Raw genomic sequence first — 15,763 nt, forward strand, 5'->3', positions numbered from 1 at the left:
CCTGACTCCGATAGAATATCGAAATCAGGCCTTACAAGCCGCTTAACTAAAATGTCCAACTTAATGGGGTCACTTCACAGGTTGGCTTTTGGCGAAATATCAGCAATTACTCACCGTATGGGTGAACCTTGATGATTGTTTCGTTACGGTCTGGACCAGTCGAAATAATATCGATTGGTACACCCGTTAGCTCTTCGATACGCGCGATGTAATCAAGCGCAGCTTGTGGAAGTGCGTCTAGTGATTTAGCACCGAAAGTACATTCAGTCCAACCAGGTACTGTTTCGTAGATTAGCTCTAGATCTTCGTAAGCATCAGCCGCCATTGGTGATACTTCTAGGATTTCGCCAGTCTTCGTTTTGTAACCAGTACAGATCTTGATTTCTTCAATGCCATCCATTACGTCAAGCTTAGTTAGGCAGAAACCAGAGATTGAGTTGATTTGTACTGCGCGGCGCATCGCCACTGCATCAAACCAACCAGTACGACGTAGACGACCAGTCGTTGCGCCAAACTCGTTACCAACTGTACCTAGGTGCTTACCAATTGGGTCTTGCTTATCTAGACCGTCGTATAGCTCAGTCGGGAATGGACCTGCACCTACACGTGTGCAGTATGCTTTCGCAATACCTAGGATGTAACCTAGGTGACGAGGACCAAAACCAGAACCTGCAGCAACACCACCAGCAGTCGTGTTAGAAGACGTTACGTATGGGTAAGTACCATGGTCGATATCTAGTAGCGTACCTTGTGCACCTTCAAACATGATCTTGTCGCCACGTAGACGCGCATCATCAAGTTCTTTAGTTACATCGATAACCATAGAAGTCAGGATGTCAGCTTGCGCCATCACACCTGCAAGTACTTCTTCATAGCTTACTGGTTCAGCATTGTAGTAATGCTCAATTTGGAAGTTATGGTAAGCCATTACTTCTTTAAGCTTCTCAGCAAATGCTTCTTTGTCGAATAGATCGCCAACACGCAGACCACGACGAGCAACTTTATCTTCGTACGCAGGACCGATACCACGACCCGTAGTACCAATTGCTTTTTTACCACGAGCAAGCTCACGCGCTTGGTCAAGTGCGATATGATAAGGAAGAATTAGCGGACAAGCTTCAGACAGGAATAGACGTTCACGAACAGGGATACCACGCGCTTCTAGCGGGCCCATTTCTTTCATTAACGCGTCTGGAGAAAGAACAACACCGTTACCAATAATACATTTAACGTTGTTACGCAGAATGCCTGATGGGATCAGGTGCAAGACAGTTTTTTCACCGTCAATGACAAGGGTATGACCTGCATTGTGACCGCCTTGGTAGCGAACCACATATTTTGCATCTTCGGTTAATAGGTCAACAATCTTACCTTTACCTTCGTCACCCCATTGGGTGCCAAGAACGACTACATTATTTGCCATCTGTCTTCATCTATAGTAGTTAAAAAAGGATTCTAGCACCTTAGTGCACGCCTTGCAGTCATTTTTTAAGCATGGCAATTATTTTTGCAAGAAGAGTGTCACAGGCGGCACTCAGCACAATTTACAGGCTGCGATACATCATGTAAGCAATCGTACAACCTGCAACCACCAAGCACCCTCCAATCCGGCGGAGGGAATTATCGTCTTGTTGCGCTAGCTGCCCAACCATGTCACGCCAGCCCCTAGGTGCCAGCAGTGGACCTAGCCCTTCAAAAACAAGTACTAGCCCTAAGGCTAACCAAATTGCATCACTCACTTTATTTCTCCCAAAAAAAAGACAAGGCCTTAGCCTTGTCTTTATGTTCACTCTAAACGTTAACTTAGTTTATACCGTCAGACTTCTTCATGTAGCGGAAGAAATCAGAGTTAGGGTCAACAACTAGCATATCGCTCTTCGAGTTAAAGCTGTTTTCGTAAGCTTTTAACGAACGTACAAAGTTATAAAACTCGGCATGTCCTTTAAAGGCATCAGCATAAATCTTAGCAGATGTAGCATCCGCACCACCTCGAACAACACGCGCTTCACGATCGGCTGCTGCAAGAATTTTAGCCACTTCTAGCTCAGATTGAGCACGAATAACTTCAGCTTTCTCACGGCCTTGCGAACGGTGTTTACGCGCAACTGATTCACGTTCAGCACGCATACGACGGTAGATAGATTCACTGATCTCATCAGGTAGGTTGATTTTCTTCATACGGAAGTCAACCACTTCGATGCCTAGGTCTTTTGCACTTTCTTGCGCTTCAACCAATACATCAGCCATGATTTGATCACGTTGACCTTCAACTTCTTTACGCGGCACAACTTGAGCCACAATTTCCGTTGCAGGGGCTGTGTCATCAACGACTACAGCACCAGGGTCAATCGTCTGACCACGATCCGGACCAGAAACGATTTGCTTGATTTCTTTCGCACCGATTTCAGCACGTAGGCTATCAACTACTTTACGTTTCAATAGTGCTTCAGCCGTCGACTTATCACCACCACCCGTTGTTAGGTAGTAAGCACCAAAGTCTTTGATGCGCCACTTAACGTAAGTATCAATGATAACGTCTTTTTTCTCAGCCGTTACGAAACGGTCAGCTTGATCATCCATGGTTTGAATACGTGCATCTAACGTACGAACACGGTCAAACACAGGCACTTTAAAGTGAATACCAGGCTCATAGATACGCGCAACTTCAGTATTATTATCTTTAATAATACGACCGAAGCGAACGACGATACCGCGATCACCCTCTTTAACCACAAAGATCGACATCAGTAGTAAAGCAATAAAAATCACTACTACTGGGATAATTAACTTACGCATTATTAATATCTCCCCTGGCGACCAGTGTCATTACGTGGCGTTGTCGCTGGAGTTGGTGTTGCCACTTTCTCTAGCTCGATACCGTAAGAACTGCTTGATGACTTTTTAGGTTTCGCTTGTGCATCACCTTGGTTCATCAGTTTATCTAATGGCAAGTACAGTAAGTTACCGCTCGACTCAGAATCGATCATTACCTTGCTGGTACTTGAGTAAACACGTTCCATTGTATCTAGGTACAGACGGTTACGCGTTACTTCTGGTGCCGCTAGGTATTCAGGTAGTAGTTTTTCGAATTGAGCAACTTCACCCAATGCACCGTTAACCACTTTCTCAGAATAACCTTCAGCTTCTTTTTTCAGACGTTCTGCACGACCTGTCGCTTTTGGCAAAATATCATTGCTATAAGCTTCGGCTTCACGAACAAAACGTTCTTCATCTTCTCGCGCTGCGATAGCATCATCGAATGCATCTTTCACCGCTTCTGGTGGACGCGCAGACTGGAAGTTCACATCAACAACTAAAATACCCATGTCGTACTTCGCAATGATCTTATCAATTGCTTCTTGGGTATTAGCACGGATCGTTTGACGACCGGTTGTTAGTGCTTCATCCATCTTTGAGTCACCGATAACAGCACGTAGTGCTGAATCAGTTGCTTGACGTAAACTGTCATCAGCGTTTACCACGCTAAACAGATACTTCTGAGCATCAGAAACACGGTACTGAACATCCATTTCAACTTTCAGTACGTTTTCATCTTTGGTCAGCATTAAACCAGAGCTACGTAGTGAACGAATCGCTTGAATGTTGACAGCTTCAACTTCGTCAATGAAGGTTGGTTTCCAGTTCAGACCTGGATCAACCATTTCATAAAACTTGCCGAAACGAAGTACGACACCACGCTCTGCTTCACCAATAGTGTAGAAGCCAGAGAAGCCCCACACTGCAGCTGCAAGTACTGCAATTGCCCCTAATCCAACAGCACCGCCGCCAGAAGATGGACCTTTTTTATTCCCAAAAATACCGCCAACCTTACGACTCAGTTTTGAAAAAACCTCATCAAGATCAGGCGGTCCTTGTTCACGTCCACCGCGATTATTATTACCCCAAGGGTCTTTATCACGGCCGCCGTTGTTTCCAGGCTCATTCCACGCCATTATAGAACTCCATCAATGTGATATGACGACAGTTTTCTTAAGAGCACATCCTCAACTGACAATAAAGTCATCCAGTGATGCACTGTCTCTTTTTTCTAACCGCGACCAATCTGCCTGCGGTAATCGAATGTCAATCGTCAGGCTGCCATCCGGTTCATATTCTTCACGCAAGATACAATCTAACTGACAAAACTTACTACGAATACGGCCAATATGTTGCGGTGGTATCCGCAAAGAATGGCTAACCATAGTGCCAGCTAAACGCTCTGTTAGCGCTTGGAATAGTAAGTCGATACCGATCCCTTCCATTGCTGAGACCCACACGCGGCGAGGAACACCCTCGTCATCACGTTCAATACGTGGTTCAGCACTTTCTAGATTATCGATTTTATTCATCACTATGAGCATCGGCACCTCATCGGCGTCGATCTCTTCAAGCACTTCGTCAACCGCTTCAATATTTTCACGGAAACGATCATCACTGGCATCCACCACATGAAGCAATAGACTGGCTTCTTGGGTTTCTTTCAGTGTGGCTTTGAATGCTGCCACCAAGTCGTGTGGCAAGTGACGAATAAATCCAACGGTATCCGCTAAAATAGAGGGGCCAACATCGGCCACATTAATTTTGCGAAGCGTTGGGTCGAGGGTTGCAAACAGCTGATCAGCTGCATAAACCCCAGCATCTGTAATACGGTTAAATAATGTTGATTTACCCGCATTGGTATAGCCAACAAGCGATATAGTTGGAATTTCAGCACGATTACGTGCCCGACGACCTTGATCACGCTGCTTAGAGACTTTCTCTAAACGACGTAAAATCGCCTTAATACGATCACGTAATAAGCGACGGTCGGTTTCCAACTGAGTTTCACCAGGGCCACGCAAACCAATCCCGCCTTTTTGACGTTCAAGGTGCGTCCAACCACGGATCAAACGTGTAGAGATATGACGCAACTGCGCCAACTCAACTTGCAGCTTACCTTCGTGAGTACGCGCTCGTTGGGCGAAAATATCCAATATCAGACCAGTACGATCTAATACTCGACATTTACAAAGGTATTCCAAATTGCGCTCTTGCGCGGGAGATAGGGCATGATTGAAGATGACTATTTCAGCCCCTTCCATTCGTACCGCATCAGCAATTTCTTGCGCCTTACCTTCTCCAACGTAATATTTAGGGTGAGGAGTCTTACGGCTGCCTGTTACTACACGCAGTGTATTGACTCCCGCAGAGGAGACCAGCATTTCACATTCGCTAAGATCTTCCCATTCCCCTTCTTGCGTGAAGTTGATATGGACAAGAATTGCCTGCTCACCGGCTTCATAACGGTCAAACAAGCAACCAACTCCTTAAAGAAGAAATTATTATTCTTCTGTTTTCTCTTGAGGACGGTCACCTGCTGGACGGTCACCTGTGTGATGATGATTCACAGGGCGAGCAGGAACAACTGTCGAAATTGCATGCTTGTATACCATTTGGTTTACAGTGTTTTTAAGTAGGATTACAAACTGGTCAAATGATTCGATCTGACCTTGCAATTTAATGCCGTTTACCAGGTAAATTGAAACCGGGATTCGTTCACGACGTAGCGCATTCAAAAACGGGTCTTGCAAAGATTGCCCCTTAGCCATTATTTCTTTTCCTTATTAGTTTGTAGTTGTATTAGCAACGAACAAAAATTAAAAATACGCAAAACAGTAATGAGTATACACGTTTATCAAACATCACATCTAACTGAGTTTGTGACTGTTTGTAACGCTATATCTACGTTACTGCTATCCAACCAGGTCAAATTTTCCCAGCCTCTCAGCCAGGTAATTTGACGCTTCGCTAATTGACGAGTAGCACAGACTCCGCGAAAAATTGCTTCATCCTTATCACACTGCCCGTCCAAATAGTCCCACATCTGACGGTAACCAACACAACGAATAGATGGCAAATCAGGCGTCAGGTCTTCACGCTCATATAGCGTGCGAACTTCTTGTTCAAAACCTGCTTCCATCATTTTGCCAAAACGTTGTTCGATCCGTTGATGCAGTACAGCCCTATCCATGGGAGCTATTGCAAATTGATGAACCTTATATGGCAGAGGTTCACCTTGAGTTTGTGTTAACTCTGTTAAAGTTTTACCCGAAATACGAAAAACTTCCAATGCACGAGAAAGACGCTGTGGATCGTTTGGGTGAATTCGAGCACCTGCAACAGGGTCAATACGCACTAATTCATCATGGAGCGCTTGCCAACCTAACTCGGCTGCATCACGTTCGATCTGCGCTCGCACATCGACGTCAGCAGCGGGCAATGGCGACAACCCTTCCAGTAATGCTTTAAAATACAACATGGTGCCACCCACTAGAAGTGGAATGCGCCCTGCTGCAACTATATCAGCCATTTCTTTTAACGCATCGGCTCTGAAGTCTGCAGCCGAATAACTTTGCGCTGGATCACGAATATCGATCAGTCGATGCGGCGCTAAGGCGAGTTCTCGCTCATCTGGCTTCGCTGTACCTATATCCATATCTCTATAAATAAGGGCAGAGTCGACACTAATCAACTCTACAGGTAGCTGTTCTCGTAAACGAATGGCTAAATCCGTTTTGCCGGATGCGGTCGGCCCCATTAAAAAAATGGCCTGTGGTAATGGCTTACTCATGATTAAATGCTTCTATTGCTTCGTTGGTATTCACCGCACGGAGCAAATTCTTATAATAAAGTTCAAGATCATTGGCCCATAGATGCTCGAGTTCAGTAACTAACTGAATCGCTTGGGACAGACTAAATGCGTCTGTTGGCATCACACATTGTGTCGCCAGCCAATCTAATAATTTGTCCCAACCTTGGGCTTGTTGATCCTCAGCAACCGAGAGTAAATACGTTAATAGATTCGGGATCAGTTGCTGTAAATTTTGTTGTCGCAGTGGCATGCACACTGACAAAATAATTAGGCCATTATTGTTTTTCTTTTTCAGCTGAATCCCCAACTGTTTCAATAACAGTGCATGCTGCTCTGCACATGCGATCAATTCTGGATCAACGGGCACAGAATGTGGGATCAATAATGGCTGTGGTTTCAACCCTTCGCTTTGCGCTAGTTTAAGCTGACCTTTATGACGCAAACGCTGCGCAACATCTAAAGACAGCAAATAAATCCCATCTTCTCGGCTTAATAATAAATAGCGCTGTGCTACAAGTGATAACGCTTTTCCTAACCCAACAGAGCTTGTCCCCCCAACCGGCATATTCACTGTACGACTGACTGGAACTATGGGAGTGCTTTGCTGCCATTCATTACGCACAGGTTGTGCTGATGACACTGGCTTAGAATATTGCCTCTCGTCCGATGCAGAAACTGACAACGACGGAGCCGCCTCAGTATGATACCTATCAGTATTATTCGCTGATTGACTATCAGTTTCAGCTTCAGCGGTTTGCATTAATCTTTGATAAGCTGCAACTTCTTGCCTTGATGGCGCATCACCACCGAATTGCCGTCCATTGCCAGAATTTGATGATTGAGAGCCCATCGTCGTTCTGGATGAGGACGTTCGAGCGTTACCATGATGCGTATCATGCGAACCACTTCGATCATTACTATGCTTAGGTTCGAGCGGTGTTTTTACTTCGCTATCGAGCCACTCATTGGCATCCGCTTTATTCGGATAATCCGGTGTATTTGCGATGGCGGCAGAAGACGGTGCTGCTTCAGCGACATGATGAACACGTCGTTCCGAAGAAGCTAAATCGACATAATGCTGTGCAGAAGCACTGGCTCGTTGCGGCGCTTGGTAGGTTTCTTCACCGGCTGCCATGCTCTGCTGTAAAGCACTTTGAATGGCTTGATAAATAAAATCATGCACCCAACGCCCCTGATGAAAACGAACTTCATGTTTAGCGGGGTGAACATTCACATCCACTTGATGCGGGTCAACTTCAATAAACAGCACATAAGCGGCATAGAGATCTGAAGGCAAGCTGCTTTCATAGGCTTGGCGAATAGCATGATTGATGAGTTTATCTTTCATCATTCTGCCATTCACATAGCAATACTGGATATCATTTTGTGGCCGTGCGCCGTGTGAGTTGCAAATCCACCCAGAGAGTTTTAAGTCTCCATGTTCTAATTCAACAGCAAGGGCATGCTTCAGGAATGGCCCACCACATACTGCGGCTAAACGACGCTCTTTTTGCACCTGCGTATCAGAAGCGCGATATTGGCGAATCAACTTGCCGTTATGACGTAAATTAATTGCCACATCAAATCGGCTCAACGCGATACGCTTAAGCAATTCATCAATGTGGTTAAATTCAGTTTTTTCAGTACGGAGGAATTTACGGCGTGCCGGTGTATTGAAAAATAAATCCAATACTTCCAATGTAGTGCCCACTGGATGCGCGGCTGGTTTCAGCTGCACATCCATATCACGACCTTCTGCATACGCCGACCACGCTTCTTCTTGGTCTTGCGTGCGCGAGGTAAGGGTCAAGCGCGATACGGAGCTAATACTGGCAAGCGCTTCACCACGGAAGCCTAAACTCACAATGGCTTCCAGATCATCTAGCGAGGCGATTTTTGATGTGGCATGGCGACTTAACGCCAAACCCAGTTCATCTTTAACGATCCCTTTACCGTTGTCCCGAATTCGGATTGTTCGACTTCCCCCTTTATCGATATCGATATCGATTCGGGTTGCGCCAGCGTCGAGGCTGTTTTCGACCAGCTCCTTGACGACTGAAGCGGGACGTTCCACTACCTCACCTGCTGCAATCTGGTTTGCCAGTCTGGCAGGTAATATCTGAATGGGCATAATTAACTTCTAGGGATGATTAATTTCTGACCGACGGCCAAGTTATCAGAGCTTAGCTTATTCACACTTCGAATACTATCGACACTGACACCATATTGGCTGGCAATTTTACCTAAAAACTCTCCGCGTTTAACGGTGTGATTCAAGGCTTTACGGTTACTTAGGTTGATTTTTAACTTTTGACCAACAGCCAATGAATCAGAGCGTAACTTGTTCTCGCTTCGAATGCTGGCCACCGTCACACTGTACTTATCAGCAATCTTGCCAAGGAACTCACCGCGCTGCACTTTGTGCGTCACGATATTTACCTTCGCTGGCGTGGTTTTGTTCACCGCGACAGTCGTTGACGACGGTGCTTTACCACCAGGGATCGACAACACTTGCCCTACTTTTAGCGTATTCGATTTTAAGCTATTCGCTTTCTTAATTGCACTTACAGAGGTGCCATAGCGTTTAGCAATGATACTTAACGACTGCCCAGAGGTTACTTTATGTTTTATGCCGTGTTTACGTGAAGCAAACAAGGTACCTTCTGGCGGTTTCTCATTGAAATACTGCAACACCCCTTTATAGACCGCATTGGCGATTTTATTCTGGTGCGCTGATGAGTTAAGTAAACGCTCTTCTCTCGGGTTGGTAATAAAACCCGTTTCCACTAATAAAGAGGGAATGTCAGGTGATTTTAATACCGCTAAGCTCGCATGTTCAGGGCGACTTTTATGTAGCGTGGTCACTCGACCTAATTCTTTTAAAACACGAGAAGCTACATCGTAGCCTTCTTTTTGTGAGTGACTAAATTGCAAATCAAGCACAGCCATACTCAAGTATTGGTCATCGTTATCACCCGACAACACATCACCACCACCAAGCAGCTGTGATTGTTTCTCGGTTTGTTCAATCCAACGACCAATTTCCGAATTCGCACGACGAGTGTTCAAGACCCATACCGATGCACCACGAGGCTGTGGTTTATGGAAACCATCAGCATGAATAGAAACCAAGAGATGCGCTTTATTTTTACGGGCAATCTCAGATCGTTTATTCAAGTTAACAAAGTAATCACCACCGCGAGTGAGGACAGCTTTCATGCCGGGAGTTGCGTTAATTTTCGCAGCAACGCGTTTTGATACATCCAGCGTTACGTTCTTTTCATACTTACGCGTTGGTCCAATGGAACCGGGATCTTCACCACCATGCCCTGGATCAATCGCTATAATAATGTCGTCGTTACCTGACGGTAATTGTGCCGCCTGATTTTCAACCGCTGGCTTTGACTTAGTCGGTTTAACTACCGCCGCTTTTTTACCATGGGGTAAATCCAACACTAACCGATGGCCGTAATGTCCATCAGGCGTTGGGGCCAGCGTAAATAGTTTAGGTGTCATACCCGTTTTAATTTCAAACACCAAACGGAATGACCCCTTATCCGGGGCACCACTGCTACGGATTTTTTTCAAGACCGCACTATCGCTCACCACAACGGGTAGCTTAGTTTTTAATGTGGTCTTCTTTAAGTCCACGACTAAGCGATTAGGCTTAGTGAGCGTAAAATAGGAATATACCGCCTCGCTTTGCATGTCGAGAACAACGCGGGTTTCGTCTGGCGCAGGCCATACACGAACACTCTTTAGCTCATTGGCCCATGCCGCCACCGAACTAAATAACCCAGCCCCTAAAATTACAATCTGAAAAAAAATCCGAACAGACATCCTATCAACACAACTCCAAACGTTTAACTATAGCCATGCCGTATTCGCTGTTTGCCGTTAATGTGGCTTTGCGTTGTTCACCATGGTAGCGCATATCTAATTCTAGGTCGGGTTCTGGCAATAAGCCGTGTCCTCTTTCTGGCCATTCCACTAAACAAATAGCATCAGCTGAAAAGTAGTCACGGATCCCCATGAACTCAAGTTCTTCTGGATCGGCTAAACGATAAAGATCGAAGTGATAAACTTGCCAAGGGGGCAGTTCATACGGTTCAACCAGAGTATATGTTGGGCTTTTCACATTTCCTTGATGGCCTAATGCACGAATAAAACCACGACTAAACGTTGTTTTACCTGCACCCAGATCACCATGAAGATAAATCGTTGTTTGACGATCACAAGCTTGTGCCAGTTGTTGGCCTAATTCTACCGTCGCTTGCTCATCGGCAAGTTGAATCTCAATTGTTTGCATGATCTTATTATCTTGAATTGACTAATTGTCGAATATACGGGAATAAATCACTGGCTATCATCCCACGCTCTCCCTCTTGAGCGCAAAGATCGGCAGCTTTACTGTGAAGAAAAACCCCCAGTACCGCAGCATCCGATAATGATAAATTTTGCCCCAAAAGGCTACCAATAATACCAGATAACACATCGCCCATGCCGCCTGTTGCCATTCCAGGGTTACCTGCTCGACACACATAAAACTGCATACCATCAAAAACCAAGGTGCCAGCCCCTTTTAGCACTGCCACCCCACCATACTTTTGTTGTAATCGTTGCACCGCCAGAAAGCGATCGGATTCGACATCAGCAATACTGCACATAAGTAAGCGTGCCGCTTCTCCTGGATGGGGAGTAATTATACGATTATTTTTATAGTCAGGGGAAAGCGCCAATAAGTTCAATCCATCGGCATCTAACACCATCTTTTTTTCACAATCGGCGAGATGAAAGTAAAGCGCTTTACCCCAATCATCGGTTCCTAATCCTGGCCCCAAGACAATCACATCACTCCAATCGCGTTGCTGTCTGATTTCATGTGCTTTTTCTTGCCACCCTTGTACCATTATCTCAGGCCGAGCAGTCACAATTGACAAAACATTGTCAGGCCGTGTGACAACGGCCGTTAAACCAGCACCAGTACGTAAACAAGCTTCCGCCGCTAACCGAATTGCCCCCGCCATACCGAGATCCCCGCCAAAACACGTCACTCGACCATGATCGCCTTTGTGTGCAGTCCGCCTGCGTTGCGCTAATCGTGTCGGGATGATTGTATCTGTAAGAGCAAACGCACTTGGCTGTTGCTGAGTATCAAAAATCGTATTTACGCCAAGACCCGCGAAATAAAGTTCACCCACCACATTAGAGGCTTGCCCTGTTGTTAACCCTTGCTTCACTCCAATAAAAGTTACGGTTTTCTTTGCTTGTATTGCACACCCCAGTATTCGTCCTGTATCTGCACATAAGCCAGATGGGAGGTCAACCGCAATAACGGGTTTGTGCGCTTGATTGATAGTCGTAATTAGCTGACTTGTCTCATCCCTTACTGAGCCAGATAACCCTGTACCTAACAGCGCATCAATAACAACATCTATATCATGAGGAAGTTCCGTTTTAGGCGCACTAATTCGCCCCCCTGCCGCCAACCAAGCATCACGCGCAGTAGCGGCATCACCCGTTAATTGATTCGCATCACCAAGGTGCCAAACTTCAACATCTATCCCTGCAGATAATGCTAAACGCGCCACTACATAACCATCACCACCATTATTTCCCCCACCACAACAAATCAAAAGTGAGGTCGTCGCTGGATAGTGACCGTTAAGGCACTCAAACACAGCAGCACCAGCGCGTTCCATTAGCGTGTACATCGCCAACTGCATTGTTTCAGCGGCCTGTCGTTCACCCGCTTTTACTGTTTCCGCTAAATAAAGGGGAATAGGCAGCCTTGAAGTCACCATAAAATAATCCTTTTTGAAGTGCAGCCACGGGGAATCTGTCTCGACGTTAGTAGCCGTGACATAACCATAGAGATAACATTAAGAATAACTATATAAAGAAAACATCCCCCTGTAATCATCCCCCAACAAACAGAACTGTCAGCTTTATTTACAGTTCAAAGGCATAACGGTAATTCCACTTTGCTAACCACATAAAAAGAAAGGCCTTAATTTCTTGGCATCCCCTTTGCTTTATTAAAAACACAACAAAGCGCTAGCACATTGACTAACGCCATCGAAAGTCCAGGGAGATACAAATGAAAAAGTTAGTTATCGCAACTGCATTACTTGGCTTTGCATTTCATGCCAATGCGACATCAGTTATTTTCGATGATTTCAATATTGATCATGGCCCACTCAGTCTGGGCAAATACGATATGCAAACAACCAAAGATGCTGCAGCCCAAGACGGAAGTATTTTAGGTGGAGAAAGAGATATTCGTTTACATATTGTCACTTCATCTGGCGTTTCATCAGATGCACTTGCTGAAGCAGGCGCAAACCCGATGGCTTCACAGCTGAGCTGGAGCAATGCAAGTGGCGCCGTGTCTTGGGTTGAAATGGTTTACGATGGCACCACCAATGCCCATGATACTAAAGGTCCATACTCCACCACCGAAGGCTTAGCCGATAATATTGATAAAGATGGCTTAGGTGCCACTGATCTCTCAACATTCACTGACTTCTTCTTTAATATCACCAGTAATGATGCAGCCAATAACTTTGATTATTACTTTAGCCTCTACGACACAATGGGAGGCTCGGCGATATTTACAGGCAGTAATATGGGGAGTGTGGGACAAGTATTACTTGGCTTTGAAAACTTCGCAGGCGTAGATTTCACTAAGATCAGTGCCATTTCTTGGGGCTTTATTGGTGACGGTGATGCCATTGATATCAGCATAGACTCATGGGGTGTCGTACCTGAACCATCAATCATGGCCGTGTTTGGCACAGGATTACTCATGTTTGGTGCTATGGGATATCGCCGTAAAGAAAAGGGCGAGTCACTACAAAAGCCTAATGCATTGCAATAAGACCCTCATTTTAAAATTAGCTTGGTACAACAAAAGTAAACGTCTAGATAAAAAGAAGCAGACTACAGACTCTTCTTTTTATCTAGACCTTCCTATTAACACGCCTAGGCTCCTACCAACGCCTACCGTTAACCCCTCATACTTTCACGAAATAACAGCACGGTTCTATGCTACACTTCGCCCCCCGAAATTGAGCGAGCAACACCATGAGCATCGACTATAACGCCCTAGCCCTACAAATTAAGCTGTGGGGAAAAGAATTAGGCTTCCAACACGTTGGAATTTGCGATGTCGACTTAAGCCAACATGAAGCACAGCTTCAGCGCTGGCTAGATGCTGGATACCATGGTGATATGGACTGGATGGCACGTCATGGCATGATGCGAGCACGTCCGCATGAACTCCTACCGGGTACCGTACGCGTCATCAGTGTACGCATGAACTATCTGCCACCGAATGCTGAATTTGCTCAAACATTAAAAAATCCAGACAAAGCCTATATTAGCCGCTATTCCCTCGGTCGTGATTACCATAAATTGATCCGTAATCGCTTGAAAAAGCTGGGGCAAAATATCGAACAAGTCGTGGGACAGTTTGGTCACCGCCCTTTTGTCGACTCAGCGCCTATTTTGGAGCGTCCATTAGCAGAAAAGTCCGGACTAGGCTGGACTGGTAAGCATTCACTCATTCTGAGCCAAGAAGCGGGATCATGGTTTTTTCTCGGCGAACTATTGATCGATTTACCTCTTCCCGTTGATACAGCGGAAACGAATCAGTGCGGTAAATGTGTTGCCTGCATAACAAGCTGCCCAACAGGTGCTATCGTTGAAGAGGGCGTTGTTGACGCTCGTCGTTGTATTTCTTATCTAACAATTGAATTTGATGGAGTGATCCCAGAAGAGTTTCGGGAAAAGATCGGTAACCGTATTTATGGTTGCGATGATTGCCAGCTAGTTTGTCCTTTTAATCGCTTCTCCGACATTACAGAAGAAGCTGACTACCATTGCCGTGACAATCTCTATCAACAAGACTTACTCGTATTATTTGACTGGAATGAAGCAGCATTCTTAAAAAATACTGAAGGCTCGGCTATTCGCCGGATTGGCCATACTCAATGGCTCCGTAATATAACGATTGCACTCGGAAATGCGCCCTACCAGCCAGCAATTATTAATGCGCTCACCGAGAAGCTGGGGCTTAATGAAATGTTAGATGTACACCTAGAGTGGGCATTGGCTCAACAGCAGCAAAAGCGTGCTGAAGCAAACCTTGAAATACTACCAACCAAAACAAAGCGCCTTGTACGTATTATAGAGAAAGGCTTACCGCGTGATGCTTAAGCCATACTTTAGCTAAGCCGACCCATCAGCCGTAATCTCACCGCTCTGAAATCGTTCTTATGTTATTCCCATACAAAATGCGAGCTAGGTCTTCATTCCGTGTATATGTGGAAAACATTTGCAGTTTGCTACTTTTCGCCTATAGCTCAAACAATTAAACACAGACAGCTTTATTCAACGTAGTCGTATTTTTTCCACAAGAATACATACTGATCAAGCTGTATATAAAGCTGGGAGAAAACAATCAAAACACATAAAAAACATACACTTAATATGTTGATAAAGTTATTAAGTTAGATCTGGGGATAGGTATAAAAATGGATATATGAAAGTTATTCACACGGCATCAGCACACGTAATCAACTGACTTACCCACAGCAACAATAATGTGGATAACTCTGTTAATTAAGATCGAAGATCCCCTGTTAGTATCACTGCGAGGCTAGATAATATAAGCCCTTAGATGAAAAACAGTACTGGATAAGAGAGCAGGTATGTTTGAAGCTTACCTTACCCGTCTAGCTCGTTGTATGAGCATTCACGAGGGTAACGCTACACAGCTATTAATCGTCACAGAGCATTAAAATACACAGATAACAAGAACAACCTCATAGAGGTTGCAGTATAAATTCTAATGATGTTTGAAGCTGATCACTTCTATGTATCCTAACCAACGTTAGGAATTTTTGAAGCCAACATGCAGGTGGTTTTCACACTTGGAAACCTGATGTAGCTAGGGACTATTACTTCACAGTAGTAGGGTACCGTTAAAGTACGGTAACAACTATTTGTTTTACTGCCTAAGCAATAAAATACTCTTTCATAAAGAAAAAGTGGAGCGACACATCGGGTTCGAACCGATGACCTCAACCTTGGCAAGGTTGCGCTCTACCAACTGAGCTAGTGTCGCAT

The 15,763-nt window shown here is 45.1% G+C and carries 13 protein-coding genes and 1 tRNA gene; 2 read left to right on the forward strand and 12 right to left on the reverse strand.

The features are described 5' to 3' along the window. Nucleotides 1-106 precede the first annotated feature (106 nt). The 11 genes from ASV53_RS16150 to ASV53_RS16200 form a co-directional block, all read right to left on the reverse strand. The gene (locus ASV53_RS16150; RefSeq protein WP_062691651.1) at nt 107-1,423 is read right to left on the reverse strand and encodes an adenylosuccinate synthase; all 1,317 of its coding nucleotides are present in this window, start codon (nt 1,421-1,423) and stop codon (nt 107-109) included. A 121-nt stretch (nt 1,424-1,544) separates the two neighbouring features. Then, the gene (locus tag ASV53_RS16155) at nt 1,545-1,739 is read right to left on the reverse strand and encodes a DUF2065 domain-containing protein (protein ID WP_062691649.1); all 195 of its coding nucleotides are present in this window, start codon (nt 1,737-1,739) and stop codon (nt 1,545-1,547) included. 64 nt (nt 1,740-1,803) lie between these two features. Next, nucleotides 1,804-2,796, reverse strand: a complete 993-nt coding sequence (gene hflC / locus ASV53_RS16160) for a protease modulator HflC (protein ID WP_062691647.1) — start codon at nt 2,794-2,796, stop codon at nt 1,804-1,806. A gap of 2 nt (nt 2,797-2,798) precedes the next feature. Next, entirely contained in the window at nt 2,799-3,953 is a 1,155-nt protein-coding gene (gene hflK / locus ASV53_RS16165; protein WP_094957837.1) for an FtsH protease activity modulator HflK, read from the reverse strand. Between the two features lie 51 nt (nt 3,954-4,004). Further along, nucleotides 4,005-5,294, reverse strand: a complete 1,290-nt coding sequence (gene hflX, locus ASV53_RS16170) for a ribosome rescue GTPase HflX (protein WP_094957838.1) — start codon at nt 5,292-5,294, stop codon at nt 4,005-4,007. Nucleotides 5,295-5,321: 27 nt separating this feature from the next. Continuing rightward, entirely contained in the window at nt 5,322-5,588 is a 267-nt protein-coding gene (hfq, locus tag ASV53_RS16175) for an RNA chaperone Hfq (RefSeq protein WP_062691638.1), read from the reverse strand. 86 nt (nt 5,589-5,674) lie between these two features. Next, nucleotides 5,675-6,610, reverse strand: a complete 936-nt coding sequence (gene miaA, locus ASV53_RS16180) for a tRNA (adenosine(37)-N6)-dimethylallyltransferase MiaA (RefSeq protein ID WP_094957839.1) — start codon at nt 6,608-6,610, stop codon at nt 5,675-5,677. Further along, complete coding sequence (mutL, locus tag ASV53_RS16185; protein WP_094957840.1) at nt 6,603-8,762, reverse strand: DNA mismatch repair endonuclease MutL; 2,160 nt, start codon at nt 8,760-8,762, stop codon at nt 6,603-6,605. Before mutL ends, miaA begins: the two co-directional genes overlap by 8 nt. 2 nt (nt 8,763-8,764) lie before the next feature. Further along, nucleotides 8,765-10,471: an N-acetylmuramoyl-L-alanine amidase gene (locus tag ASV53_RS16190; RefSeq protein WP_094957841.1), complete on the reverse strand. Its 1,707-nt coding sequence runs from the start codon at nt 10,469-10,471 to the stop codon at nt 8,765-8,767. Nucleotides 10,472-10,475: 4 nt separating this feature from the next. Beyond that, a complete protein-coding gene (tsaE, locus tag ASV53_RS16195) occupies nt 10,476-10,940 on the reverse strand; it encodes a tRNA (adenosine(37)-N6)-threonylcarbamoyltransferase complex ATPase subunit type 1 TsaE (protein WP_062691632.1) in 465 nt (154 codons plus the stop codon). A gap of 7 nt (nt 10,941-10,947) precedes the next feature. Next, nucleotides 10,948-12,435, reverse strand: coding sequence for an NAD(P)H-hydrate dehydratase (locus ASV53_RS16200; RefSeq protein ID WP_094957842.1), 1,488 nt, complete (start codon nt 12,433-12,435; stop codon nt 10,948-10,950). A gap of 296 nt (nt 12,436-12,731) precedes the next feature. Between ASV53_RS16200 and ASV53_RS16205 the strand changes: the two genes are divergently transcribed. Together ASV53_RS16205 and queG are read left to right on the forward strand one after the other, a co-directional pair. Beyond that, on the forward strand, nt 12,732-13,511 hold the full coding sequence (locus tag ASV53_RS16205) for a PEP-CTERM sorting domain-containing protein (RefSeq protein ID WP_094957843.1): 780 nt from the start codon (nt 12,732-12,734) through the stop codon (nt 13,509-13,511). Nucleotides 13,512-13,717: 206 nt separating this feature from the next. Continuing rightward, nucleotides 13,718-14,851 carry a tRNA epoxyqueuosine(34) reductase QueG gene (queG, locus tag ASV53_RS16210; protein ID WP_062691625.1) on the forward strand — a complete coding sequence of 378 codons (1,134 nt, stop codon included), beginning with the start codon at nt 13,718-13,720 and terminating at the stop codon, nt 14,849-14,851. 834 nt (nt 14,852-15,685) lie between these two features. On the opposite strand, the gene ASV53_RS16215 is transcribed toward queG, so the two are convergent. After that, nucleotides 15,686-15,761: transfer RNA gene (locus ASV53_RS16215), tRNA-Gly, on the reverse strand. Nucleotides 15,762-15,763 lie beyond the last annotated feature (2 nt).

This window comes from Photobacterium sanguinicancri (assembly GCF_002265265.1).
Lineage (GTDB): Bacteria > Pseudomonadota > Gammaproteobacteria > Enterobacterales > Vibrionaceae > Photobacterium > Photobacterium sanguinicancri.

Bases quoted from the DNA above. Each gene is read 5' to 3' on its own strand.
- ASV53_RS16150 (WP_062691651.1), bottom strand. From the start codon at position 1,423: ATGGCAAATAATGTAGTCGTTCTTGGCACCCAATGGGGTGACGAAGGT.
- hflC (WP_062691647.1), bottom strand. From the start codon at position 2,796: ATGCGTAAGTTAATTATCCCAGTAGTAGTGATTTTTATTGCTTTACTA.
- hflK (WP_094957837.1), bottom strand. From the start codon at position 3,953: ATGGCGTGGAATGAGCCTGGAAACAACGGCGGCCGTGATAAAGACCCT.
- hfq (WP_062691638.1), bottom strand. From the start codon at position 5,588: ATGGCTAAGGGGCAATCTTTGCAAGACCCGTTTTTGAATGCGCTACGT.
- miaA (WP_094957839.1), bottom strand. From the start codon at position 6,610: ATGAGTAAGCCATTACCACAGGCCATTTTTTTAATGGGGCCGACCGCA.
- mutL (WP_094957840.1), bottom strand. From the start codon at position 8,762: ATGCCCATTCAGATATTACCTGCCAGACTGGCAAACCAGATTGCAGCA.
- ASV53_RS16190 (WP_094957841.1), bottom strand. From the start codon at position 10,471: ATGTCTGTTCGGATTTTTTTTCAGATTGTAATTTTAGGGGCTGGGTTA.
- tsaE (WP_062691632.1), bottom strand. From the start codon at position 10,940: ATGCAAACAATTGAGATTCAACTTGCCGATGAGCAAGCGACGGTAGAA.
- ASV53_RS16200 (WP_094957842.1), bottom strand. From the start codon at position 12,435: ATGGTGACTTCAAGGCTGCCTATTCCCCTTTATTTAGCGGAAACAGTA.
- ASV53_RS16205 (WP_094957843.1), top strand. From the start codon at position 12,732: ATGAAAAAGTTAGTTATCGCAACTGCATTACTTGGCTTTGCATTTCAT.
- queG (WP_062691625.1), top strand. From the start codon at position 13,718: ATGAGCATCGACTATAACGCCCTAGCCCTACAAATTAAGCTGTGGGGA.